This window comes from Massilia sp. UMI-21 (assembly GCA_015277795.1).
In the GTDB taxonomy this organism is placed as follows: Bacteria; Pseudomonadota; Gammaproteobacteria; order Burkholderiales; family Burkholderiaceae_D; genus Telluria.
The window spans coordinates 2,711,362-2,734,132 of sequence record CP063848.1 but is presented as its reverse complement, the minus strand read 5'-3'; the positions used below and the strand labels follow the sequence as shown (position 1 = coordinate 2,734,132).

Annotated in this window: 17 protein-coding genes; 6 read left to right on the top strand and 11 right to left on the bottom strand. The window is 69.3% G+C overall.

Annotated features, from left to right (window positions below; genetic code table 11):
- Window positions 1-60: 60 nt before the first annotated feature.
- The 6 genes from IM543_12205 to IM543_12180 form a co-directional block, all read right to left on the bottom strand.
- Window positions 61-837, bottom strand: coding sequence for a metal ABC transporter permease (locus tag IM543_12205; protein QOY92402.1), 777 nt, complete (start codon window positions 835-837; stop codon window positions 61-63).
- A 2-nt stretch (window positions 838-839) separates the two neighbouring features.
- A complete protein-coding gene (locus IM543_12200) occupies window positions 840-1,769 on the bottom strand; it encodes a zinc ABC transporter substrate-binding protein (protein ID QOY92401.1) in 930 nt (309 codons plus the stop codon).
- A gap of 10 nt (window positions 1,770-1,779) precedes the next feature.
- Window positions 1,780-3,219 (bottom strand): hypothetical protein, encoded by a 1,440-nt coding sequence (locus IM543_12195; protein ID QOY92400.1) that lies wholly within the window; start codon window positions 3,217-3,219, stop codon window positions 1,780-1,782.
- A gap of 79 nt (window positions 3,220-3,298) precedes the next feature.
- The gene (locus IM543_12190) at window positions 3,299-3,652 is read right to left on the bottom strand and encodes a hypothetical protein (GenBank protein QOY92399.1); all 354 of its coding nucleotides are present in this window, start codon (window positions 3,650-3,652) and stop codon (window positions 3,299-3,301) included.
- A gap of 71 nt (window positions 3,653-3,723) precedes the next feature.
- Complete coding sequence (locus IM543_12185; protein QOY92398.1) at window positions 3,724-4,374, bottom strand: 3'-5' exonuclease; 651 nt, start codon at window positions 4,372-4,374, stop codon at window positions 3,724-3,726.
- Window positions 4,375-4,405: 31 nt separating this feature from the next.
- A complete protein-coding gene (locus IM543_12180; GenBank protein ID QOY92397.1) occupies window positions 4,406-5,671 on the bottom strand; it encodes an Hsp70 family protein in 1,266 nt (421 codons plus the stop codon).
- Between the two features lie 164 nt (window positions 5,672-5,835).
- On the opposite strand from IM543_12180, the gene IM543_12175 reads away from it, so the two are divergent.
- From IM543_12175 to IM543_12155, 5 genes are all read left to right on the top strand, one after another.
- Window positions 5,836-6,291, top strand: coding sequence for a DUF2244 domain-containing protein (locus tag IM543_12175; protein QOY92396.1), 456 nt, complete (start codon window positions 5,836-5,838; stop codon window positions 6,289-6,291).
- A gap of 146 nt (window positions 6,292-6,437) precedes the next feature.
- The gene (locus IM543_12170; protein QOY92395.1) at window positions 6,438-7,349 is read left to right on the top strand and encodes an isoaspartyl peptidase/L-asparaginase; all 912 of its coding nucleotides are present in this window, start codon (window positions 6,438-6,440) and stop codon (window positions 7,347-7,349) included.
- Complete coding sequence (locus tag IM543_12165) at window positions 7,346-8,218, top strand: cyanophycinase (protein QOY92394.1); 873 nt, start codon at window positions 7,346-7,348, stop codon at window positions 8,216-8,218. The genes IM543_12170 and IM543_12165 overlap by 4 nt, the downstream gene beginning before the upstream one ends.
- Entirely contained in the window at window positions 8,215-10,803 is a 2,589-nt protein-coding gene (cphA, locus tag IM543_12160) for a cyanophycin synthetase (GenBank protein ID QOY92393.1), read from the top strand. Before IM543_12165 ends, cphA (IM543_12160) begins: the two co-directional genes overlap by 4 nt.
- A gap of 214 nt (window positions 10,804-11,017) precedes the next feature.
- Window positions 11,018-11,518: a porin family protein gene (locus IM543_12155; protein QOY92392.1), complete on the top strand. Its 501-nt coding sequence runs from the start codon at window positions 11,018-11,020 to the stop codon at window positions 11,516-11,518.
- A gap of 53 nt (window positions 11,519-11,571) precedes the next feature.
- On the opposite strand, the gene cphA (IM543_12150) is transcribed toward IM543_12155, so the two are convergent.
- The 4 genes from cphA (IM543_12150) to IM543_12135 form a co-directional block, all read right to left on the bottom strand.
- Window positions 11,572-14,214 carry a cyanophycin synthetase gene (cphA, locus tag IM543_12150; protein QOY92391.1) on the bottom strand — a complete coding sequence of 881 codons (2,643 nt, stop codon included), beginning with the start codon at window positions 14,212-14,214 and terminating at the stop codon, window positions 11,572-11,574.
- A gap of 85 nt (window positions 14,215-14,299) precedes the next feature.
- Window positions 14,300-15,757, bottom strand: coding sequence for an iron-containing redox enzyme family protein (locus IM543_12145; GenBank protein ID QOY92390.1), 1,458 nt, complete (start codon window positions 15,755-15,757; stop codon window positions 14,300-14,302).
- A gap of 197 nt (window positions 15,758-15,954) precedes the next feature.
- Window positions 15,955-16,572 (bottom strand): isochorismatase family protein, encoded by a 618-nt coding sequence (locus IM543_12140; GenBank protein ID QOY92389.1) that lies wholly within the window; start codon window positions 16,570-16,572, stop codon window positions 15,955-15,957.
- A 159-nt stretch (window positions 16,573-16,731) separates the two neighbouring features.
- A complete protein-coding gene (locus IM543_12135; GenBank protein QOY96652.1) occupies window positions 16,732-18,093 on the bottom strand; it encodes an amino acid permease in 1,362 nt (453 codons plus the stop codon).
- 483 nt (window positions 18,094-18,576) lie between these two features.
- Here IM543_12135 and IM543_12130 point away from each other — a divergent pair, with 483 nt between their 5' ends.
- Complete coding sequence (locus IM543_12130) at window positions 18,577-20,640, top strand: diguanylate cyclase (protein QOY96651.1); 2,064 nt, start codon at window positions 18,577-18,579, stop codon at window positions 20,638-20,640.
- Between the two features lie 37 nt (window positions 20,641-20,677).
- On the opposite strand, the gene IM543_12125 is transcribed toward IM543_12130, so the two are convergent.
- Entirely contained in the window at window positions 20,678-22,660 is a 1,983-nt protein-coding gene (locus IM543_12125) for a response regulator (GenBank protein ID QOY92388.1), read from the bottom strand.
- Window positions 22,661-22,771 lie beyond the last annotated feature (111 nt).

Genomic DNA, 22,771 nt, shown 5'->3' with positions numbered 1-22,771 from the left:
TTTTAAGGAGAGCGACCCGCTTGTGGTTTGCGTCCGCACAATCGTGGGGACGCCCCGCGCCTACAAAGACGTGGTATTGGGGCGTATCGCCGCGCGCGGACCGGCGGCGTACACGAGCATGGCGAGCACGGCCAGGCACCAGACGATCAGCGCGCCCGACGGCAGGTCGAGCAGCACCGACATTACCAGGCCGAGGCCGTAGCCGCCGATCCCGACCAGGTAGGCGCAGGGCAGCTTGCGCCGCTCCGGGTAGTGGCGCACCGCCAGGCTGGGGACGATCAGGCTGGCGAACACAAGGTAGACGCCGACCAGCTGCACCGACGCGGTCACGGCCAGCGCAAACAGCAGGTAGAAGCCGAGCCGGCCCAGGCGCTCGCTGTACAGCGCCAGCAACACCAGGATCAGCACCGCGCCCAGGGCCGGCATGGCCAGCTGGCCATAGTTCACCCACAGGATTTGCCCGGCCAGCAGGTCCTGCATGTGCTCGCCGCCATGCGGGTTGTGCGCCACCAGCAGCAGGCCGGCAGTCGCGGCCAGCACGAACAGCACGCCGATCTGCGCTTCCTGGACATCGGGCCAGCGTTTCTCGGTCCAGGTCAGCAGCAAGGCGCCGAGCACGGCCGCCGCGCCGGCCGCCAGCTGCACGGTCCAGCCGGCCGGGTCGAGCCCGGCGGCGCCGGCCACGATCACGCCCAGCGCGGCGATCTGCGCGATCGCCAGATCGATGAAGACGATGCCGCGCCGCAGCACCTGGGCGCCGAGCGGGATGTGGGTGGCGAGCACCAGCAGGCCGGCAAGGAAGGCCGGCACCACGATCATGAAGTCGAAGCCTGCCATGCTTATTTCGCCGTTCCGCCGTTGGCTGCCGTCAGGCGCGCGATGGTGGCGTCGAACAGCGCGAACAGGTTGCCCGACTCGGCGTCGGCGCCGACGGTGTACGGCACCACGACCGCCGGGATGCCGGCCCGTCCGGACAGCCAGTTCGAGGCGCGCGGGTCCTGGTAGGCCGCGCGCAGCACCATCTTCGCCGGTTTACCCTGCAACTGCTGCAGCAGGCCGCCCAGGTGGGCCGCGCTCGGCTCGACGCCGGGCTTGGATTCCAGCGTGCCCACCGAGCGCATGCCCAGCCAGTTCAGCAGGTAGCTCATGTTCTTGTGGTGCTCGACCACGCCGGCGCCGCGCAGCGGCGCCCCGGCCAGCTCCCACTTGCGCATCGCCGCGTTCCAGCGCGCCGAGAAGTCGGCCTGGCGCGCCTGGTAGAAGGCGGCATTGGCGGGGTCGATCTCGCCCAGGCGCTTGGCCAGCGCGGTACTGACCAGGGCGATGTTATGCGGGTTCAGGTGCACGTGCGGATTGCCATAGGCGTGCACGTCGCCCTCGGCGCGGTCGAGCCGGCTCGGCACGTCCAGGCGCGGCACCATGCTGCCTGCCTCGAAATGGCCGGGACGGCCGCGCTCGATCTTGTCGTTGCCCGACTGCTGGACCAGCAGCGGCAGCCAGCCGGCTTCCAGGTCGAGGCCGGTGCACACCAGCAGGTCGGCGTTGCGGGTGCGGGCGATCAGGCCGGGGCGCGCTTCGACGTGGTGCGGATCCTGCAGCGCGGTGGTGGCGCTGGAGGCCTTGACCTTGTCGCCGCCCAGTTCCTGCACGAGCGCCTGCCATTCGGGTTCGCAGGCCAGCACGTTGATGGCGGCCTGGGCGCCGGTGGCGCACAGGAGGCCGGCAGCAGCGAGGATGCCGGCAAGGAGGGGTCGATGGATGCGGGTCATGGCTGGCTCCTCAGAAGTTGTGGGCGGCGTGGGCGCCGATACTCATGATGTATTGCAGGTAGAGCTGCTGGTCGCTGGCCTCGGGGCGCGACTTGTCGCGCGCGATCTGCAGCCGCAGGCGCGAGAACTCCGATGGGCTGTAGTCGACCATCAGGCTGGTGCGGCGCGGATCGTAGGCGGCCAGCGAAGCCAGGCCCGCCGCGCCCGGGATGCCCCCGTCGACCAGGTCGATGCGGGGGGTGCCGCTGGAGAGGCGGTCGTAGCGCAGGCCGGTGCGCCAGTTCGGGGCGAACTGGTAGACCCCCTGCAGGTACCAGCCCGACTGGCGACTGCGGTAGCCGCCCTGCTCGTCCATGACGGCCAGGCTTCCACGCTCGCGGCGCTGCATCCACTCGCCCTGCAGCTTGAAGTTGCGCTGGGTGGCATTGCCGTCCGGCGCCCATTTCCAGACCGCGTCCGCGATCACCACCTGCGAGCGGCCGCTGAAGGCGGCCGGGATGGCATCGTCATCGCCCGGCGCCGCGAGCCCGCGCTCGCTGGCCCGGGTGCGCAGATAGGACAGCCCGGCGCGCCAGCTCGAGGACACGCCGATGTCGCCGCCCGCGTGCGCGAACACGGTCGAGGCGCCCACGCCATTCTTGTTGCGGTCGTTGCCCGGGAAGTTGCGGCCGCTGGCCGCCTCCAGGCCGAATTCGAGGAAGGTGTCGAGCGGCGCCAGCCAACGGCCCTGGATACCGTCCGGCTTGTACTGGCCGCCGAAAAAGGCCTGGTAGGCGAACGGCGCATCCACGAAATCCCAGGTATGCGCGTGCTGGCTGTTGAGGTAACCGATGCCCGACATGAAGCGGCCCGCCTTGACGTTCAGTCCATTGCCGAGCGCGCGGGTGCGAATGTAGGCTTCCTCGACCTCGATCTCGTTCTCGCCGGTGATGGCGAAGGTGGCCTGGCCGGCGAAGTTCGGGTCGATGTTGGACGAGATGGTCATCTCGGATTCGCCCAGGTTGAAGCTGCGCGCGCCGGGGCCGACTTCGCCCTCGGGCGGCACGAAGCCCTGGAAACGGTAGTCGCCCGGGTCCTTCGACAGGTTCGACAGGGTGCCGCCGAGCACCAGCGAGATCGCCGGGTTGAAGGCATTCGCGCCGGTCGCCGCGACGGCCGGGGCGGCCGGCGCCGCAGCGGCCGCCGGCGGGGCGGTGTCGGCCGTCTGCACCGCGGCGGCGGCGTTCTGGGCCTGCGCCACGGCGGCCTGCGCTTCCTGCAGGCGCTGCTCGAGGGACGCCAGGCGGGCTTCGTAGCTGGCCTTCATTTCCTGGATCTGGGCGCGGATGGCGGCCAGTTCCCTGTCGTTGGCCGCAGGATCGGCGGCAGGGGTGGAAGGGGTGGAAGTGGCGGCGTGGGGGCCGGCACAGGCGGCAGCCAGCGCCGCCGTCAATACGGTCTTCTTCAACATGCGGATAGGTCCTGTTCGGATGGGGATGGACGAGCCGCGCCGGCAGCCAGGCTGCGCGACGGTCTCGATCGGGCCGGGTCTATCCGAGGACGGGGGGAGCGCGCGAGTCGAAGGCGCGCGCCTGCCGGATGTGCGACGCCTGCGCGCCGGCATCCAGGGCCGGCACGTCCGCCAGCGCGGGCGGCACCCACTGGCGCGGGGTAGTGGGAAGGGGGCTGGCCAGTTGCGCGAGGCCCAGGCACTGGGCGCAGCCGCGGTCTTGCGCGAAGGCGCTGGACAGCTCCGCGTCGTTCGGCGCGGTCTGGAAGACCGGGCCGCCGAGCTGGCTGGTCCAGTGGCTGAGCGCGTGCGCCATCGCCATCTGCTGCGACAGCAGCAGAACGAGCGACAGGAGCACGCGGGTCAGCATGCAGAACGCGGCACGGCGGATCATGATGCCCGCATTCTAATGCTTAAGTAACAGCTGTGTCAGCCTTTTTGCGCGCCGCACGGGCCGCCGGCGGTTCAGGCGGCGGCCCTGCGTTCGCGTTCCAGGCTCGCATACTTGTCCAGGAACACCGGGACCTTGGCCGCGGCCAGCTTGTTGACCGACACCAGCAGGTCCGGCGCGACCTGCGGCAGGCCATGGGTGCTGCCGAGGTGGCGCGCCGCGTGCAGCAGCACGTGGGCGGCGACTTCGGCATCGGCCTCGGCCCGGTGGGCGGCGCCGCGAAACGCGATGCCGAGGCGGCTCGACAGGTTGCCGAGCTTGTAGCTGGGCAGGCCCGGGAACAGGCGCCGCGACAGCTTCAGCGAGCACACCAGTCCACAATGCCCGGTCGGGCGCCCGATGCGCCAGCCCTCGGCCTTCAGGAACTTCTCGTCGAAGCTGGCGTTATGGGCCGACAGCATGTCGCCGCCGATGAAGTCGAGCAGCTCGGCCACCACCGTCTGGCTCGGCGGCGCGGTATCGACCATCTCCTGGGTGATGCCGGTCAGCCCGGTGATGAAGGACGGAACACGCACGCCGCAGTTCACCAGCGAGACGTAGCGCTCGCGGATCTCGCCGCCGACGATGCGCAGCGCCGCCACCTCGGTGATGCGGTCGCCCATCTCGGGCGACAGGCCGGTGGTCTCGAAGTCGAGCATCACGATCGGGCGTTCAAACACACTCATGTCTTGTCCTTGCTGGCGTCATGCGCCGAGGTTAACCGAACTTGCGCAGCGCGTCGAGCGCCAGGCCGGCGCCGATGCTGCCGAACAGGTCGCCCTCGACCTTTTGCGCGCGCGGCACCAGCGCCCCGATGCGCTCGCGCAGCAGCGACACGCCGCTCGAGCCGCCGGTGAAGAACACCGTGTCCACCGCATCCGGCGCCACGCCGGCGTCCGAAAACAGGCGCAGCACGGTGGCGCCGACCTGATCGACCAGTTGCGCGATCGCGGCCTCGAAGCCTTCGCGCGTGACCACCAGCGATTCCGGCGGTGCCAGGCGGTCGAGCTCCATGTTCACCGTCGGGCTGCCGGACAAGCCGATCTTGGCCGCTTCGACCTGGATCGCCAGCCAGTGCCCGGCGCGCTCGTCGATCAGGTTCTGCAGGCGCAGCAGCTTGCCCGGCTCGGCCGCATCGCGCACCAGGTCGGCCAGCTGGGCGATGTTCTTGCGGCTGTAAGCCTGGTTGATGGTATGCCAGGTGGCCAGGTTGAAGTAGTAGCTCGACGGGATCGCCGCGCCCGACAGCAGCGTGCTGCCGTAGCCGAGCAGCGGCATCACGCTCGCCAGGCTCAGGTACTTGTCGAAGTCGGTGCCGCCGATGTGCACGCCGCCGTTGGCCAGGATGTCGTCGCGCCGTTCGGTGCGGCCCGCGCGCTCGGGGCCGAGGCGCACCAGCGAGAAGTCGGAGGTGCCGCCGCCGATGTCGGCGATCAGGACCAGCTCCTCGCGCGCGATCCGCGACTCGTAATCGAAGGCGGCGGCGATCGGCTCGTACTGGAACGAGATCTCGCGGAATCCGACCGATCGCGCGACTTCTTCCAGCGTGTCCTGGGCGCGGCGGTCGGCCTGCGGGTCGTCGTCGATGAAGAACACCGGACGGCCGAACACGGCGCTGCCGAACTCGCGGCCCGCCTGGCCTTCGGCGCGGCGCTTGACCTCGCCGATGAACTGGCCCAGCAGGGCCTTGAACGGCAGCGCCCGCCCGCCCACCTCGGTCTGGCCGTCGATCAGGCTGGTGCCGAGCAGGCTTTTCAGGGAGCGCATCAGGCGCCCCTCGTAGCCTTCCAGGTATTCGGCCAGCGCGGCGCGGCCATACGTGACCTGCTCGTCGTCGGCGTTGAAGAACACGACCGAAGGCAGGGTCGCCTTGCCGTCTTCGAGGGAGAGCAAGGCCTTGGCGCCGGCCTGCGCGGCGGTGCCGGGCAACCAGCCGACGGTGGAATTGGACGTGCCGAAATCAAGGCCGCATGCGTTCGCCATAGGGAGCTTATCAATGGGAGGGGGCGGTATGGTAACAGATTACGGACGGCATGAAACATGCGGGCGATGCCTTTTTCCGACGTGTGGCAAACTGCTACACATTGGTATTGACAGCACCTCGGGATACGATGGCGACCACGGACACCCCGCCGTTCGACTGGCTGATGAAGCGTAACTGCTCGCTGACGCCACGCCAGGCACTGCTCGTCTATGCGCTGCTGAGCACGGCCACGCTCGCCATCGCGCTGGTGTTCACCCTGCGCGGCGCCTGGATGGTGCTCGCCTTTGCCCTCGTCGAAACCTCGGCGGTGGGCGCCGCCCTGCTCCACTACAGCCGGCACGCGCTCGACCACGAACGAATCCGGCTCGGCGACGGCTGCCTGCTGGTCGAGCGCGCGGACGGCGCGCGCCGCACCCAGTTCCGGCTCGATCCAGGCCATGCCCGGGTCAGCCTCGCGGACGCCGGCATGCGCACCCTGGTCCTGATCGAGGCGCGCGGCGAGCGGGTCGAGATCGGGCGCTATCTGACACCCTGCGCGCGTCTCGAACTGGTGCGTGCCCTGCGCGCCGCCCTGCGCGGCGCCTCCCTCCTCTATCCCGCCGCCCGGCATCCCCTGTAAGCAAGTTCTTACACAAGCACGGCAATTGTACCGATGTGGCGCGCGCCGCCAATGTGGATAATGCTGCAGTTAATTGCGTGACAACGAATGCAGCCGGATTGCAACGTACAACGCTGCCTATAACAATAAACAGGATTACCGATTACATGAGCATTACCCCCCAAGCCGGCGCCGTCGTGGTGCACGGCGGCGTCGGCGCGCCGACGGCCAACGAGGACGGCTGCGTGCTGGCAGCCCGGCGCGCGCTGGCGCAGCTGGAAGCCAACGGCGACGCCCTCGACGCCGCCATCATCGCGGTCACCACGCTCGAGGACGACGGCCGCTTCAACGCCGGCGCCGGCGCCACGCTCGGACTGGACGGCGAAACCATCGAGATGGATGCTTCGATCATGGACACCCGCGGGCGCCTCGGCGCGGTGGCCTGCGTACGCGACGTCAGGAGCCCGGTCAAGCTGGCGCGCGCGGTCGCCGATACCCCGCATGTGATGCTGGCCGGCGAAGGCGCGCAGCGCTTCGCCCGTTCGATCGGGATGCCCGGCGCCGCGCCGGTGTCGGAGCGCCAGCGCGCCGAACACCGCACCCTGATGGGGGAACTGGCGGGTTCGGTGCCGGTCATGCCGGGCATCGACAACCGCCTGTTCGATCGCTTCTGGAACTACAAGACTCCCCTGCGGCTGCCCAAGTCGAGCGCCTGCGACACCGTCGGCGCAGTGGTGCGCGGCGCCGACGGCCACTTCGCGGTGGCCTGCTCCACCGGCGGCTCGGCGCCGTCCCTGCTGGGACGCGTGGGCGACAGCCCGATCATCGGCAGCGGCTTCTACGCCGGCGCGCTGGGCGCGATCGCCGCCAGCGGCATCGGCGAGCACATCGTGCGTCACCTGCTGGCGCGCACCGTGTACGGCTGGATCGAGCAAGGCATGGCGCTCGAGGACGCGCTGCGGCGCGGCATCGGTCTGTTCGACGAGGGCGTGGGCGTGGGCCTGATCGGCGTCACCCGGCACGAATCCGCCGCCTGTTCCAACCAGGGCATGCCCTACACGAAAATGACCCAGCGATGAGCGAACAACTACGCAACGGCCACCTCGTCATCATCGGCGGCAGCGAGGACCGCAAGCACGACATGGAAATCCTGACCCGCTTCGTCGAACTGGCGGGCGGCAAGGATGCCCACATCGTGGTGATCACGGCCGCCAGCCAGGTCGCGGACCAGATGTGGGAGGTGTACGACCAGGCCTTCGGCACGCTCGGCGTGGAACGCCGCAGCCACCTCCTGATCCGCAGCCGCCAGGACGCCAACAGCGCGGAATTCGTGCGCCAGGTCGACGCCGCCACCGGCATCTTCATGACCGGCGGCGACCAGAAGCGCCTGCTGGCCCTGATCGGCGGCAGCGCGCTCGACGCCGCCATGCACGTCGCGCTGAAAGTGCGCGGCGCAACCATCGGCGGCACCAGCGCCGGCGCCTCGGCCATGTCGGGCCACATGCTGGCCCAGGGCCGCGCCGAGACCCTGCCCGAGAAGGGCTCGGTGAGCCTGGGCGCCGGCCTCGGCTTCCTGCACCGCGTGGTCATCGACCAGCACTTTTCGGAACGCCAGCGGTTGTCGCGCCTGTTGACCGTGGTGGCACAGAACCCCTACCTGCAAGGCATCGGCATCGACGAGGACACCGCGCTGGTGGTCGACATCGGCGTCGGCATCGAAGTGCTCGGCCAGGGCGCCGTCACCATCGTCGACGGCCGCGCCATGATCACCAACGTGGCCGACATCAAGGACCACATGACGCCGGAACTGATCGACGTGCGCCTGCACCTGCTCCCGGGCGGCAGCAGCTACCAGCTGCCCGGCGCGCACGCCGAACCCGGCCAGGGCCTGCCGCCCCCGCTGCTCGATTTTTTGGAAAATGTAACGAAACGGAACCCCATTTCATGAAAATCAAGGAAAAACGCCTGTTGCGCGGCCCCAATCTGTACGCTGCCAGCCCCTGCCTGATGGCGCTCATCGATGACGGCGCCGCCAAGGCGCCAGGTTTCGCGGCGCGCCTGTTCGCCCTGCTGCCGGAACTGACGCCCGACGCGGCCGTGCGCCTGGCCGACGACGCCCTGCTGGTCGAGGCGGTCGAACCGGTCGTGATGGAACTGCAGCGCCTGGCCGGCGCTCCCGGCGACTTCGGCGTCACCCTGGCGGTCGCCGGCGCGCCACGCAGCCGGCGCGTGGTCTGCGGCTATGCCACCGAGCAGGTGGCCGAGGCAGCCTTGCGCGTAGCCCTCGACCTGGTCCACGCAGCCGCCGACGAGCGTGCCTTCGACCTGGCCGGCGCCCTGGAGGGCCTGCGCGAGACCGTCGCGGACTACGCCATCGGCACCAGCACCAACGCCGTGGTCCAGGCCGCGCTGCGGCGCGGCATCCCGGCGCTGCGCCTGACCGATGACGCCAACCTGTTCCAGCTCGGCTGGGGCAGCCGCCAGAAGCGCCTGCAGGCGACCATCACCGGCGCCACCAATTCGATCGCGGTGGGCATCGCCAGCGACAAGCAGCTGACCAAGGCGCTGCTCGAGGTGGCCGGCGTCCCGGTACCCGGCGGGTCCACCGTGAGCACCGAGCAGGACGCGCTGCGCGCTGCCCGCCGCCTGTCCGGCCCGGTCACGGTCAAGCCGCTGGACGGCAACCAGGGCAAGGGCGTGACCACCAACTGCGCGACGCCCGACGAAGTCGCGCGCGCCTTCGCGCACGCCCGCAAGTACGGCCGCAAGATCATCGTGGAAGAACACCTGGAAGGCCGCGACTACCGGGTCCTGGTGACCGGCCGCAAGGTCGCGGCCGCCTCCTGGCGCCGCCCGCCCTGCGTGACCGGCGACGGCCGGTCGACCATTCGCGAGCTGGTCGAGATCGAAAACCGCAATCCGGCGCGCGGCGAAGGCCATACCAACATCCTGACCAAGATCCCGATGGATGCGCTGGCCGCGGAAACCCTTGCCAGGCAGGGCCATGACTTCGACACCGTGCTGCCGGGCGGCGTCATGGCCGACCTGCGCGGCAACGCCAACCTGTCCACCGGCGGGACCGCCGAGGACGTGACCGACCTGCTGCCGGAAGAAACCCGCGACATCTGCATCCGCGCCGCGCGCACCATCGGCCTGGACATCGCCGGCATCGACATCGTTTGCCAGGATATTTCGAAGCCCCTGCGCGAACAGGGCGGCGGCATCATCGAAGTCAACGCCGCGCCCGGCATCCGCATGCATCAGTACCCGAGCCGCGGCACCCCGGTCGACGCCGGCGCCGCCATCGTCGACGCCCTGTTCGGCGACTGCGACGGGCGCATCCCGACCGTGGCCATCACCGGCACCAACGGCAAGACCACCACTTCCCTGCTGATCGCCCACGCCACCCGCCTGGCCGGCCTGCATACCGGGGTCACCACCACCGAGGGAGTGTACATCGACGGCGTGCTCGCTACCCGCGGCGACTGCACCGGCTACCGCTCCGCGCGCAGCGTGCTTTCCAGCCCCGAGGTCGACTTCGCGGTGCTGGAGACGGCGCGCGGCGGCATTCTCAAGCGCGGCCTGGCCTACGACCGGGTCGACGTGTCGGTGGTGCTGAACGTTTCGAGCGACCACCTGGGCCTGGACGGCGTCGAGACACTCGACGACCTGGCGAAAGTCAAGGCGGTGGTGGCGGCACGCGCCTCGCGCGCGGTCGTGCTCAACGCCGAAGACGACTATTGCGTGGCGATGAGCACGGGCCTGCGCGAGGGCGTGGAAGTGATCTACTTCTCGCTCGATCCGGAAAACACCGTGCTGCTGCGCCATCTCGAAAACGGCGGCCGCGCGGTCTACCTGCAGGACCAGACCCTGGTGGTGGCCAACGGCGCCCGTCACGAAGCCTTGCTGGACGCGCGCGAGATGCCGGTCTCGCTGGGCGGCGCGGCGCGCTACAACATCGCCAACGCGCTGGCCGCTGCCGCGGCACTCAGCGCGCACGGTTTCGGCAACCCCGAGATCGCCGACGGCCTGCGCAGCTTCGTGTCCGACGCCAAGCACAATCCGATGCGCTCGAACGTGTTCGACGTGGACGGCGTGACCGTGATCGTCGACTACGCCCACAACTGCGCCGCCTATGCCGCGCTGGCCGAAAGCGCGCGCGCCATGACCGCCGGCCGCCTGGTGGGCGTGGTGGCGGCGCCGGGCGACCGCCGCGACGCCGACCTGATCGACATCGGCCGGATCTGCGCGGCCGGATTCGACGACCTGGTCGTGTACGAGACCGAGAACCGCGGCCGCCCCGACGGCGAGACCGCATCGTTGCTGGTGCGCGGCGCCAGGCTGGGCAAGCTGGGCGACGATTCGCTCACCGTGGTGCCGGCCTCCCACAAGGCGATCCGCCACGGCCTGTCGCTGTGCCGCCCGGGAGACGTGCTGGTATTCGGCTGCAGCAGCACGCTGTCGGAACTGCTCGACGCGATCCGCCCCGACAAACCGGAACTGGCGCGCAAGATCGAAGCGGAAGCGATCTGAGCGACTGTCATCCTTGACGCGAAAACGCCCCATCGGGGCGTTTTCGCTTAAGCCTTCCTTAAACAGCCGGGCAGGCGGGGACGAATCGGCGGATCTTTTGCATTTCGTTACAATTTGGCATTTTCATGTCAGTTCTCTACTGTTACCTTGCTCATCCGTAACCAGGTCCGCTCCTCACGACAGCGGACCGGCTCGAATATCGGAAGGAAAAGGTATGCAGAAAGTCGTCGCCGTACTCCTGGCCGGCATCGTTGCCGCCGGCACCGCATGCGCCGAACCGGTGCGCAGCGCGCCGCGGGCCTATGCAGGCGTGGGCGTCTCCGGTGTCGACTACGTCGGCGCCGCCACCCGGGCCAGCCCCAAGGTCTTCGCCGGATTCCAGCTCAGGCCGCAGCTCGCCATCGAAGGCGGCGCCCTGGACTTCAGGAACGGCTATGGCATGTACATTGCCGTGAAACCCAGCCTTCCCTTGAGCGAGAAGCTGTCGGTCTACGGCAAGGTCGGCGTGGCCCAGACCCGTCGCCCGTCCCTGCCCCCGGCGCCTTCCGCCGGCATCGGCAACAAGAGCAAGACCGGCGCCTACGGCGCCTTCGGCCTGCAGTATTCGATCAGCCCGAATACCGCCATCAGCGTCGAGTACGAGCGTCTTCCCAAAGAGAAGCCGGATGTCCTCAAGCCGAACGTCTGGACCCTGGCGCTGCAGTTCCTGTTCTGATCGATCCACGAAAAAAGCGGCCCGCGGGCCGCTCTTGATCACGCCGGCCCGGCTTACACCTGCGCCGCCACCAGGTCGGCACTTTCCGGATCGTCGACCCGCAACGCATCGACGAACACCTGCAGCGAAGAGCCGCAGGCGAACACCAGCACGTCGCCCGGACGGCACAGGCTCAGCCCGTGGCGGATCGCCTCGCCGACCTCGATCACCCGGTGCAGCGTGTCGCCCATGCCCGCCGCCTCCTGCGCGCCCTCGAGGATCAGGTCGACCGCCTCCCCCACTTCGCGCCCGCGGCTCTGGGACTCGTACACCACCAATTCGTCGAAGCGTTCGCCGCACACCCGTCCGACCTCGCGCAGGTCTTCGTCGCGGCGGTCGCCCGGCGCGGTGACGATCCCGACCAGCTGGGCCGGCAGCAGGGCGCGCGCCATCTCGGCCATGGCCTTGTAGGCCGCCGGATTGTGCGCGTAGTCGACGATCACGGTCACGCCGCGAATGTCGAACATGTTCGTGCGCAGCGGATTGGTGCGGCCGTTCGACACGAAGGTCGACAGGCCGGTGGCGATCTGGATGTTGGTGAAGCCGGTGGCCATCAGGGCCGCCGCGGCGGCCAGGCTGTTGGCGATGTTGAAGCGGGCGCGCCCGCCGAAGGCCACCGGCATGCTCTCGACCCGCAGCAGTTCCTGGTGCAGGTGGCCGTCCGCCACCACCACCGCATTGTCCTGCAGGTAGACGCCGCGCCCGCCTTCTTCCAGGTGGCTCAGGAACACCGGGTTTTCGGGGTCCATCGAGAAGTACACGATCTCCGCTTCCGGCTTGGCGCGGCGCCCCATGGCCACGCACAGCGGGTCCTCGGCATTGAGCACCAGCGCCCTGGCGGCGGCGCTGGCGACCACCGCTTTCACCTGGGCCAGGTCTTCCACCGTGTCGACACCGTCCAGGCCGAGGTGGTCGGCCGCGACGTTGAGCACCACGCCGACTTCGCAGCGGTCGAATGCCAGGCCGCGCTTGAGGATGCCGCCCCGTGCCGTCTCGAGCACCGCCACCTCGACGTCGGGCGAGCCGAGCACGGTGCGCGCCGACCAGTAGCCGGTGCAGTCGCCCTTGGCGACCTGCTTGCCGTCGATGAACACGCCTTCGGTGGTGGTCACGCCGGCGACCTTGCCGGCCATGCGCACCGTGTGTCCGATCAGCAGCGTGGTCGTGGTCTTGCCGTTGGTGCCGGTAATCGCGATCAGCGGAATGCGGCCGTCCGACTCGCCCATCAGTCCCTGCACGATGGCGTCGCCCGCGTCGACCGGCGCGCCTCTGCTCGGGTGCTCGTGCATGCGGATGCCGGGCGCCGCATTGACCTCGATGATCGCGCCGCCCTGGGCATCGAGTGGCAGCGCGATGTCGCGGCAGACGATGTCGATGCCGGCCACGTCCAGGCCGATCTTGCCCGCCGCCCGCACGCACAGCCTGCGGGTCGATTCGGGCAGCAAGGCGGTCACGTCCTCGGCGGTGCCGCCGGTGGACAGGTTGGCGTTCCCGCGCAGTTCGGCCGGGACCCCGACCGGGAGCACGCTGTCGAAGTCGAAGCCCTGCTTGCGCAGCACGTCCAGGGCATGCTCGTCGAGCGCGATCCTGGTGAGGATGTTGCTGTGGCCGGCGCCGCGCGCCGGCTGGTCGTTCTCGCGCGCGACCAGCTCGCGGACGGTGGCGACGCCGTCGCCCACCACATGGGCCGGTCGCCGCAAGGACGCCGCGGCCACCTTGCCGCCCGCCACCAGCACCCGGTAGTCGCGGCCCTCGACGAAGCGTTCGACGATCACGCGGCGGCCGTGCTGGCGCGCGAACGCGAAGGCGCGCGCCACCTCCTCCGGCGCGCGGCAGTCGACCGTGACGCCCTTGCCCTGGTTGCCGTCGAGCGGCTTGAGCGTCACCGCCCCCTGCATGCGGGCGGCCACGCGCTGCGCGTCATCCAGGGTGGTCACGACCGCGCCTTGGGGAACCGGCACCCCGGCTTCCGCCAGCAGGGTCTTGGTGAGCTGCTTGTCGCCCGCGATCTTGACCGCGATGAAGCTGGTGTCGCCGGTGGTGGTGGCCTGCAGGCGCTTCTGCTTCACGCCCCAGCCCAGCAGGAACAGGTTGGCGTCCTCGGTGATGCGCTGGGTCGGGATGCCGCGTTCGTGGGCCGCGGCCAGCACCGCCGCGGTGCTGGTGCCGATGGCATGGCGCGCGGCGACCGCGCCCAGCTGTTCCAGGCGCGGGGCCAGGTCGAAGGCTTCGCCGCGCGCCAGCGCGGTGACCAGGTCGACCGCCAGCTCGAAGGCCGGCTGTACCACTTTTTCGGACTGGTAGGCGCAGACGATACGGAATACGCCGGGACGGCCGGCGACCGGCCGGGTGCGGCCATAGCTCGCCGGCGACGCCGCCCCATGCGCGGCCCGGGCCTGCAGGTCGAGTGTGACCTGCTCGATCACCCGGCCGAGATAGGTACCCTCGCGCAGGCGCTGGGCGAAACCGCCGCGCTGGCCGAGCGGCAGCAGTTGGCCTGCCAGCGAAGGCAAGGCGCCGAGCAGGGCGTCGTTAAAACCGGGGATGTCTTTCGAAGAAATGCCGTACAGCTCCTGCAAGTCGATCACGCTCAGCAGGCAGGGGGAATCGGCGTGGACGTTCGGTCCGCGCAGGAAGCGTTGTTCCAGGATTTGCACGTAATGATCCTTGTTGTCGTAAGGGACGTGCCGGGTAGCAACCCGGCACGCGGAAATACCGTATGCGGCGCGCGGGCCGCCCGCGTCAGGCGTCGAACAGGCGGGTGTACATGCGGGTCGCCATCAGGCCCACCGCCGTGTGGTGGACCTCAGGCGACATCAGGCCGCCCAGCAGTTCCATCGCCTGCTGCTTGCCGGCGGCCGCCGCCACCTGCTCCTCGAGCAGCCGCAGTTCGTTGTCCGGCGCCTCCAGCCGCGGATGACGGCGGATCAGGCCGCGCTCCGGGAAGTGCGCACTGCGCTCGACCTGCGCGCCGAGATTGTCCAGGGTGCGCTGGCGCGCGCGCCAGGTCAGCACGCGCGGCCCCTCGGCGCGTCCGCCGTCCGGGGTCGAGGTGATCCAGTCGCGCAGCACCTGCTGCTCGTAGGCGCTGAAGACGCCGAACATCTCGGCCTTCTCGCCGTGCACCAGGCGCCAGAAGCGGCTGTTCTCGACCGCTTCGCCGCGCTTGATCCAGCCGGCCGTTTCCAGCGCGGACAGGAAGTCCGGGACCGCGGCCGGGTTGCCCAGCCAGTCGTTGACCGAACGGCCGGCCACGCGGCAGTAATCGGAGTGCATGTTCCGGCCGACGCTGCTCTTGGCCGCGAGGATGTCCACCAGCTCGGCCTGCAGGTCGAACTCGGCGATGCACGAGTTGGTGCCGGCACCGATGTCGTTCAGGCGATAGCCGTCCAGCACGCGGCGGTAGAAGGCCTCGCGGTCGCCCACCCGCGGCATCAGGTGCTGCAGGGCCTGCACCGCCTTCTGGGCGTGGCCGCTGGCGGCGTTGTCGACCGTGACGTGCAGCGTGAAATAGTAGGGATCGATCCCGAATTCGTTCAGCTCGTACGAGGTGATCAGCAGGTGCAGCGGCAGTTGCTCGTAGCCGAGGTTGTAGCCGATGACTTCCGGCAGGAAGTGCTCGGTATGGTGGCCGAGCGCCAGCTGGATCGCACCCTGCACGAAGTGCTCGTCGCTCAGGCTTTCCCAGCCTTCGCAGCCGTGGGTGGCCAGCAGCTTGCGATAGATCGTGACGTGGTTCTTGCTTGGCGCCCCCTCGCCCAGCTCCTCGATATAGGTCTTGATCAGCTCGTGGTAGGCCGGGTTGTCCCAGTGCTTCAGCAGGCCGTAGAGCCAGGCGCCGTCCACCAGCTTGGTGGGCGCGGCCGCCTTGATGAAGTACAGGGCATGGGCGCGGCACGAAAAGTAGCGGCGCGGGGCGCCGTTCTTGCGCGCGGCCAGGTATTCGCGGTATTGCTGGCCGACCGCGTCGGTGCGCTCCTCGACCCAGGCCGACAGTTCGGCCGGGTTGGCCGGCAGGTCGGCGGGAAGCGCCTGCACGGCGGCGATCTGGTCGGCGAGGTAGGCGCGGGCCGCGTCGGCGTGCGCGCCGGGGTGGTCGTACAGCGAAAAATACAGGCGCTTCGAACGCTCCCGGGTGGCGGAAGCGCTGGGCGCGGTGGCGGTGGCGGTGGCGGATTCGGCCAGCAGCATTGAATTCATGGTCTCGGATCGTATTATTAGTCTGGTAGGACGATGCCGACATTATCCGGGCCCGTCCAGTTCCGTAGAATCGGTAACGGCCCTGTGCGCATGTAAGAAAGGGATTACAAAATTACAATAGTGGGACAGGAATGGTTCATCCGTACGGTGCAGCATGCGGCAGTGCGCACCTGGCGCCGCGCCGATGCCCGGCGCCCCTAGAGGCGCGCCCCGAGCGCGGCGTCGGCCACCAGCAGGCCGCCGGACAGGCGCACCGGCACCGCGCCCCTTGCCAGCATGCGCGTGATGGCGCGGTCGCCGTCGCCCGGCGCCAGCTCGACCGCGCGCGTCGCCTCCAGCACCAGCAGCACCTCGAAGCCGGCCTCGATGCCGTCGAGCACGGTGTTGAGGACGCAGTAGTCGGTGGCCAGGCCGCAGACCGCCAGCCGGACGATCCCGTCGGCCAGCATGGCGCGCGCCAGGCCGGTGCCGCCGAAGGCCGAGTAGGCGTCCTCGGTCGCGCTGCCGGCCTTGGATATCACGATCGCCTCGTCCGGCAGGCGCAGCGCGGCGCTGAAGGCCGCGCCTGGGGAGTGCGCCACGCAGTGCGGCGGCCAGGGCCCGCCCTGCCCGGAGAACGAGCAGTGGTCCTCCGGGTGCCAGTCGCGCGAGGCGTAGATGGGCAGGCCGCGGCCGTGGTACAGGTCGACCAGCGCGTTGACCGGGGCGACGACCAGGTCGCCGCGCGGCACCGCCAGGCTGCCGCCGGGGAGGAAGTCGTTCTGCATGTCGACGATCAGCAGGGCGTCGCCCTTGCCGAGCACGATGGCGCTCATGGAAACGGTCTCCGTGAAAACTGAAAAGCCACCCATCGCGGGCAAGCGCGGGCAAGCTCGGGAGGCCAGCTTAACATGTCGCGCGGATTGGCCGCGCCCATGAAAAACGCCCGGCCACCTTGCGGTGCCGGGCGTGTCGACGCTGCCGTCGGCGTGGGCTTACTGCTTGTTCAGCAGCGAGCGCTGGCGCGCATACATGAAGTACACCACCAGGCCGATCGCAATCCAGACCACGAAGGCCACCCAGGTGTGCCAGCTCAGGAAGGACATCAGGGTCAGGCAGAACACCACGGCCAGCGCCGGGATCACCGGCACGCCCGGGCAGCGGAAGGCGCGCGGCAGGTCGGGACGCTTCTTGCGCAGGATGATCACGGCCACCGACACCAGCGAGAACGCGGCCAGGGTGCCGATGTTGACCAGTTCGGCCAGCACGCCGAGCGGGACCAGCGCGGCGAGGATGCCGAACACGATGCCGACCAGCCAGGTGGCGAAATACGGCGTGCCGTACTTCGGGTGCACTTCCGACAGCTTGGCCGGCAGCAGGCCGTCACGCGACATCGCGAACAGGATGCGGGTCTGGCCGTAGGCCATCACCAGCATCACGGTGCTCATGCCCAGGATCGCGGCCAGGTCGACGAAGCCGGCGACCCAGTCCTGCCCGGCGTACTGCAGGGCCAGCGACACCGGGTGGTCCACGCCCTTGAAGTTCATGAATGGCACGATGCCGGTCATGATGGCGGCAACGATCACGTACAGCACGGTGCAGACGGCCAGCGAGCCGAGGATGCCGATCGGCAGATCCTTGGACGGGTTCTTGACTTCCTCGGCCGCCGAGGTGACGGCGTCGAAGCCGATGAAGGCGAAGAACACCAGGGCGGCGGCGCTCATGACGCTACCGAAGCCGAAGGGCATGAAGGGCTGCCAGTTGTCGGGCTTGACGTAATTCACGCCGACCACGATGAACAGGATCACGACGCTGGTCTTGATGATCACCATGACGTTGTTCAGGCGCGCCGATTCGCGCACGCCCATCGACAGGATCCAGGTCAGCAACATCATGATCAGGAAGGCGGGCAGGTTGAACAGGGTGTCCACGCCCGGCTGGGCGCCCGGGGCCGCGCGCAGGGCCTCGGGCAGCACCAGGCCGAAGCCGCCCATCAGCGACTGGAAGTAGCCCGACCAGCCCACCGCGACGGTCGAGGTGGCGAGGCCATACTCGAGCAGCAGGTCCCAGCCGATCATCCAGGCGACGATCTCGCCCAGCGTGAAGTAGCTGTAGGTGTAGATCGAACCGGCCACCGGCACGCTCGAAGCGAATTCGGCGTAGCAGAGCGCGGCAAAGCCGCAGGCGAAGGCGGCGATGATGAAGGAGAGCGTCAGGGCCGGGCCGGCGGTGACGGCGCCGGTACCGGTGAGCACGAAGATACCGGTACCGATGATGGCGCCGATGCCCATCATGACCAGGTCGAGCGGACCCAGCACTTTCTTGAGGCCGCCCGGCTTCTGGGCCGCTGCGACCATCGTGTCGAGATTCTTGGTTCTGAAAAGACTCACTACTTGTTCTCCAATCAATAAATAGTATGGTTCCGCGTCTTTTATTGGCCGCTGCATGGTATGCCGCGGTAGCGCCTTGTCATCCGGTCGGTCGACCGCATGCCTGACCCGTGAACCGTCTGTCGCCTTGCTTGCCGCAGCCTGCTTTCTGCCGTTGACCGGTCTCTGCAAGCTACAGACCTGACATTATCACCAGATTGTTGTCCGGAATCAAAGTAAAGTGATGAAACTCGACTAATTCCTTTGCTTCAATCGAAAAACCACGGCCGTTGCGTATTTACCCGAGCCCGCTTCGACGCTTGCACCGATGCTTGATTTCCATAGATCAACGGAACATAATCGAAGTGTTGCCGCACGGAAGCGGCGTCGAGCCGCCGGCCTCCCTGCCGCCCCTGACCTCTTTGCAGCCAGCCGAGCACGATGACCATTCCCCAGGCATCCCGATCGTCCATGCCCGGCTGGCGCAAGGCCCTCGCGGCCTCGCTGCTGGCGCTGGCATCGGCGGGCGCGGTTCCGGATGCGATTGCCGCAGGCGAGGCTGCGGGACATGCGGACGCGGCGCAGCAACGCCTGCTGGAACTGGGCAAGCTGGCAGAACGCAGCAATCCCCGGGCGCGCAGCCTGCTGCTGGAGCAGGAAGCCGCCTTCACCGGAAACGCCCCCTATGCCGCGCAGGTCGGCTACCTGCGCCTGCTGCGGCGCATCCACAGCGATGCCGGCCAGCTGGGCGAGGCCTATGCGGTGGACGAGCGCATCATCGGCCTTGCCGCCGCCCGCCAGGACGCGCTGCAGGTGGCGCTGGCCAGCCTCGGACGGGTTCACAAGCGTCTCAACGACAACGACCCGGCCGCCGCGATGGCCCTGCTGGAATCCCTGAACAGCGAGTACCGCGCGCTGGGCAGTACCGAATTCGAGGCGAATGCGGAACTGGCCTATGGGGCGATCTACAACACCACCGGACAGCACGACCGGGCGCTCGGCCATTACCTGCGCGCCCTGGAACTGGTCCAGCGCCATCCGGCGCTGTGGAGTCCGCGCGAAGCCGACCTGCGCCTGGCGCTGGCGCGACTGTACGTCAACGGCGGCGACGCCGGCAAGGCGCTCGACACCACCCGTGCCTACCGCGCGGCCCATGCCGGCGCTGCGGACGAGGCCATTGCGCCGCGGGTCGAAGCCCTGATGCACTTCCTGGACGGACGCGCCTACGTCTTGCTCAAGCAATTGCCGCAGGCGCACGCCGCCTTCGACCGTGCGCTGGCGCTGGCGCGCAGGCACGACCTGCGCTGGATCGAGGCCAACGTGCTGGGCAACGTCTCGGATGCCTTCCTGAGGGGCCGGCGCTACCGGGAAGCCGAGCGCGCCGCGCGCTCCGCGGTCGCGCTGTCCGAACAGGTAAGCGACCAGAGCGTCATCCAGATGGTCTACGCCAACCTGGGCTTCGCCCTGTTCGGCCAGGGCCGCATGGCGGAAGGCACGGTCCATATCGACCGCACCACGCAGGAACTGCGCAAGGCCGGCGCCATGCTGGCGGTCTCGAACATCCTGGCCGAGAAGAGCGAGGCGCTGGAACACGCCGGCCTGCACCGCCAGGCGCTGCAGACCGTGCGCGAGCGCGAGCAGATCCAGGAGACGCTGGCGGTGGAGAGCCGCAACAAGGCCTTCGCCGCACTGCAGGAGCAATTCAACGCCAAGGAGCGTGCCGCCCAGATCGAGCGCCTGCGCCAGGAAAACGCCGTCAAGGACGCAGAGATCCACAACCGCAACCTGCGCCTGGCGCTGGCCTCGCTCGGCGCCTTGCTGGCCCTGGTGCTGTCCGGCTTCGTGTTCATGCTGTACCGGAAATCGCAGGCCAGCGGCCGCCGCCTGGCCGAACTCAACGCCGAACTGGCGCACCGTTCGGCCCACGACCCGCTCACCGGCCTGTACAACCGCCGCTCGTTCGTCGACCGGATGCGCGAGCGCCGGCCGGCCACCGGCGCCGGCGACTGCTTCACCCTGCTCGACATCGATCACTTCAAACGCATCAACGACCAGCATGGGCACGCCGCCGGCGACGCGGTGCTGGTCGAGGTGGGCCGCCGCCTGAACGAGGTCGTGCGCGAATCGGACATGGTGCTGCGCTGGGGTGGCGAGGAGTTCCTGGTGTATTCGCAAGGCGTCGACGACGCCCAGCGTCCCCTGCTGGTACAGCGCATCCTGAACGCGATCGCGGCGGCGCCGGTGGTGCTGGACGACGGCAGCGCGCTGCACGTGAGCGCCACCGCCGGCGCGGTCTCGCTGCAGCCCGGCGCGGGCGAAGCCTTCGGCTGGGAGCAGGCGATCGCACTGGCCGACCGCGCGCTCTACAAGGGCAAGGAAACCGGGCGCAACCGCGGCCTGATCGTGGAAGGCGTGGAAGGCGTGGAAGGTGTCGAGGGCGGCGCCGGCCGCGCCGCCGGCCAGGGCAGCGGCGAGCAAGGCAGGCTCCGGCTGCACCTGGTGCTGCCGGACATGCGCCTGCAAGCGGCCCAATAGGCCGGGCCGGCGCGGCCGGTCGCGGGCGCGCGACGATTCAGGCCAGGTTGCGGCCGTGCGCGGTGCGCCGCGCCATGCCGGTCACCGCCTGCAGCAGCACCGCCGGCCGCAGCGGCTTGGCCAGGTAGTCGTCGAATCCCGCTTCCAGCGCGCGCTGCTGGTCTTCGCGGCGCGAAAAGGCCGTCAGGGCGATCGCCGGCAACTGCGCCAGGGCGCTGCCGTGCCGGGCGCGGATGCGCCTGATCAGCTCGCAACCATCCACCACGGGCATGCCGATATCGCTGATCAGGAGGTCGGGCAGCTGGCGCTCGGCCAGGTGCAGCGCGTCTTCGGCGTTCATGGCGGTCAGGATCCGGGCGCCGGTCTCGGACAGCACCTGCCGCACCAGTTCGAGGCAGTCGGGTTCGTCGTCGACCACCAGCACCGCCAGGCCGGCCAGGCTGCCCGCGCGCGGCGCGCCGTCCTCGACCGGACCGCTGGCCGCCGGCGTCGGCGCCGGCACTGCGCCGTCCGGCCGGATCGGCAGGTGCACGGTGAAGGTGGCGCCGCGCCCGACCCCGCCGCTCGCCACCGTGATCGTGCCGCCCTGCAGCTCGACCAGCTGGCGCGCGATGGCCAGGCCCAGCCCCAGCCCGCCGTGGCGCCGCGCGGACGAGGAGTCGGCCTGGCGGAAGCGGTCGAACACGTAGGGCAGGAATTCGGGTTCGATCCCGATGCCGGAGTCGGCGACGTCGATCGCCACTGCCATGCCCTCGCGCCGCACGCTGACCGCGACACGCCCGCCCGGCTCGGTGAACTTGATTGCGTTCGAGACCAGGTTGGTCATCACCTGCTGCATGCGGCCCGGGTCGCCCAGCACCGGGCCGGCGTCGTAGTCGACCTCCGCCACCAGCCGGATCTGGCGGCCGATGGCCGCCGGGCGCGCGGTCTCCAGCGCGGCGTTGACGAACTCCGCCGGCGGCACCACTTTTGGTTCCACCCGGATCTTGCCGGCGATCAGGCGGCTCATGTCCAGCATGTCCTCGATCAGCTGCGACTGGGCGCGCGCGTTGCGTTCGATGGTTTCCAGGCCGCGGTGCAGCATCGCCTCGTCGCGCGCGCCCTGCAGCAGCAGTTGCGACCAGCCCAGCATGGCATTGAGCGGCGTGCGCAATTCGTGCGACAGGGTGGCCAGGAACTCGTCCTTCAGCTGGCTCAGGTGCTCGGCCTCGACCCGCGCCTTCTGTTCGCGCAGGTAGAGTTCCTGGCGCTCGGCCGCCGTCTCCAGCGAGGCCGCCAGGCTGCGGTTGCGCGCTGCGAGCCGCGCGTCGAACACCGCGGCCAGCAGCGCGATGCCGAGCACCGCGAAGGCTGCCACCGCGACCAGGATCGCCAGGTGGTCCTGGTTGACGCCATTGCCGGCCGCACGGCATACGCTGCCGGCCTCGATGCGGGCGGCAGCCATGCCGGTGTAGTGCATGCCGGCGATCGCAGCGCCCATGACGGTCGCGGCGCCCAGCTGGAGCAGGCGCGGGTGCCCCACCCTCTGGCTGAGCTTGAAGCCGATCCAGAGCGCGCCGGCCGAGGCGCCGATCGCGATCGCGACCGACAGCAGGAACAGCCAGGGATCATAGGTGACCGGCGGATCCATGCGCATGCCGGCCATGCCGGTGTAGTGCATCGCATTGATGCCGAGCCCCATCAGGAGCGCGCCCCAGGCCAGGTGGCGCCCGCTCGGCAGGCGGTGCCGTAGTTGCCACAGGGCCAGGCCGGAGACCAGCACCGGCAGCAGCCAGGAGACGAAGGTGATCACGGGGTCGTAGGCGAGCGGGAGCGGCAGGCGGAAGGCCAGCATGCCGATGAAGTGCATCGCCCAGATGCCGCTGCCCATCGCAAAGGCGCCGCCGGCCATCCAGGCGCGCCGGGCCAGGCCTTGCGCTTGCCTCACCCGCATCGCCAGGCTCAGGGCGGTGTAGGAGGCAAAGATCGCGGCCAGGATCGAGAGCAGCACCAGGCTTGGTTCGTAATGGCCGATCAACATGGGGTCGTGGATTCCTTGGTGTCCGCGGCAGGGCCCGGATGGCGCTGTCGGCTCTGCAGGGCCGGGCGCGGGCCATGCCGCCCGCGCGGTCGCTCCGTCAATTACTCTGGA

Excerpts from the sequence above, each read along its gene's own strand:
- IM543_12205 (QOY92402.1), bottom strand. The coding sequence starts at position 837 with ATGGCAGGCTTCGACTTCATGATCGTGGTGCCGGCCTTCCTTGCCGGC.
- IM543_12200 (QOY92401.1), bottom strand. The coding sequence starts at position 1,769 with ATGACCCGCATCCATCGACCCCTCCTTGCCGGCATCCTCGCTGCTGCC.
- IM543_12195 (QOY92400.1), bottom strand. The coding sequence starts at position 3,219 with ATGTTGAAGAAGACCGTATTGACGGCGGCGCTGGCTGCCGCCTGTGCC.
- IM543_12190 (QOY92399.1), bottom strand. The coding sequence starts at position 3,652 with ATGATCCGCCGTGCCGCGTTCTGCATGCTGACCCGCGTGCTCCTGTCG.
- IM543_12185 (QOY92398.1), bottom strand. The coding sequence starts at position 4,374 with ATGAGTGTGTTTGAACGCCCGATCGTGATGCTCGACTTCGAGACCACC.
- IM543_12180 (QOY92397.1), bottom strand. The coding sequence starts at position 5,671 with ATGGCGAACGCATGCGGCCTTGATTTCGGCACGTCCAATTCCACCGTC.
- IM543_12175 (QOY92396.1), top strand. The coding sequence starts at position 5,836 with ATGAAGCGTAACTGCTCGCTGACGCCACGCCAGGCACTGCTCGTCTAT.
- IM543_12170 (QOY92395.1), top strand. The coding sequence starts at position 6,438 with ATGAGCATTACCCCCCAAGCCGGCGCCGTCGTGGTGCACGGCGGCGTC.
- IM543_12165 (QOY92394.1), top strand. The coding sequence starts at position 7,346 with ATGAGCGAACAACTACGCAACGGCCACCTCGTCATCATCGGCGGCAGC.
- cphA (QOY92393.1), top strand. The coding sequence starts at position 8,215 with ATGAAAATCAAGGAAAAACGCCTGTTGCGCGGCCCCAATCTGTACGCT.
- IM543_12155 (QOY92392.1), top strand. The coding sequence starts at position 11,018 with ATGCAGAAAGTCGTCGCCGTACTCCTGGCCGGCATCGTTGCCGCCGGC.
- IM543_12145 (QOY92390.1), bottom strand. The coding sequence starts at position 15,757 with ATGAATTCAATGCTGCTGGCCGAATCCGCCACCGCCACCGCCACCGCG.
- IM543_12140 (QOY92389.1), bottom strand. The coding sequence starts at position 16,572 with ATGAGCGCCATCGTGCTCGGCAAGGGCGACGCCCTGCTGATCGTCGAC.
- IM543_12135 (QOY96652.1), bottom strand. The coding sequence starts at position 18,093 with ATGGTCGCAGCGGCCCAGAAGCCGGGCGGCCTCAAGAAAGTGCTGGGT.
- IM543_12130 (QOY96651.1), top strand. The coding sequence starts at position 18,577 with ATGCCCGGCTGGCGCAAGGCCCTCGCGGCCTCGCTGCTGGCGCTGGCA.
- IM543_12125 (QOY92388.1), bottom strand. The coding sequence starts at position 22,660 with ATGTTGATCGGCCATTACGAACCAAGCCTGGTGCTGCTCTCGATCCTG.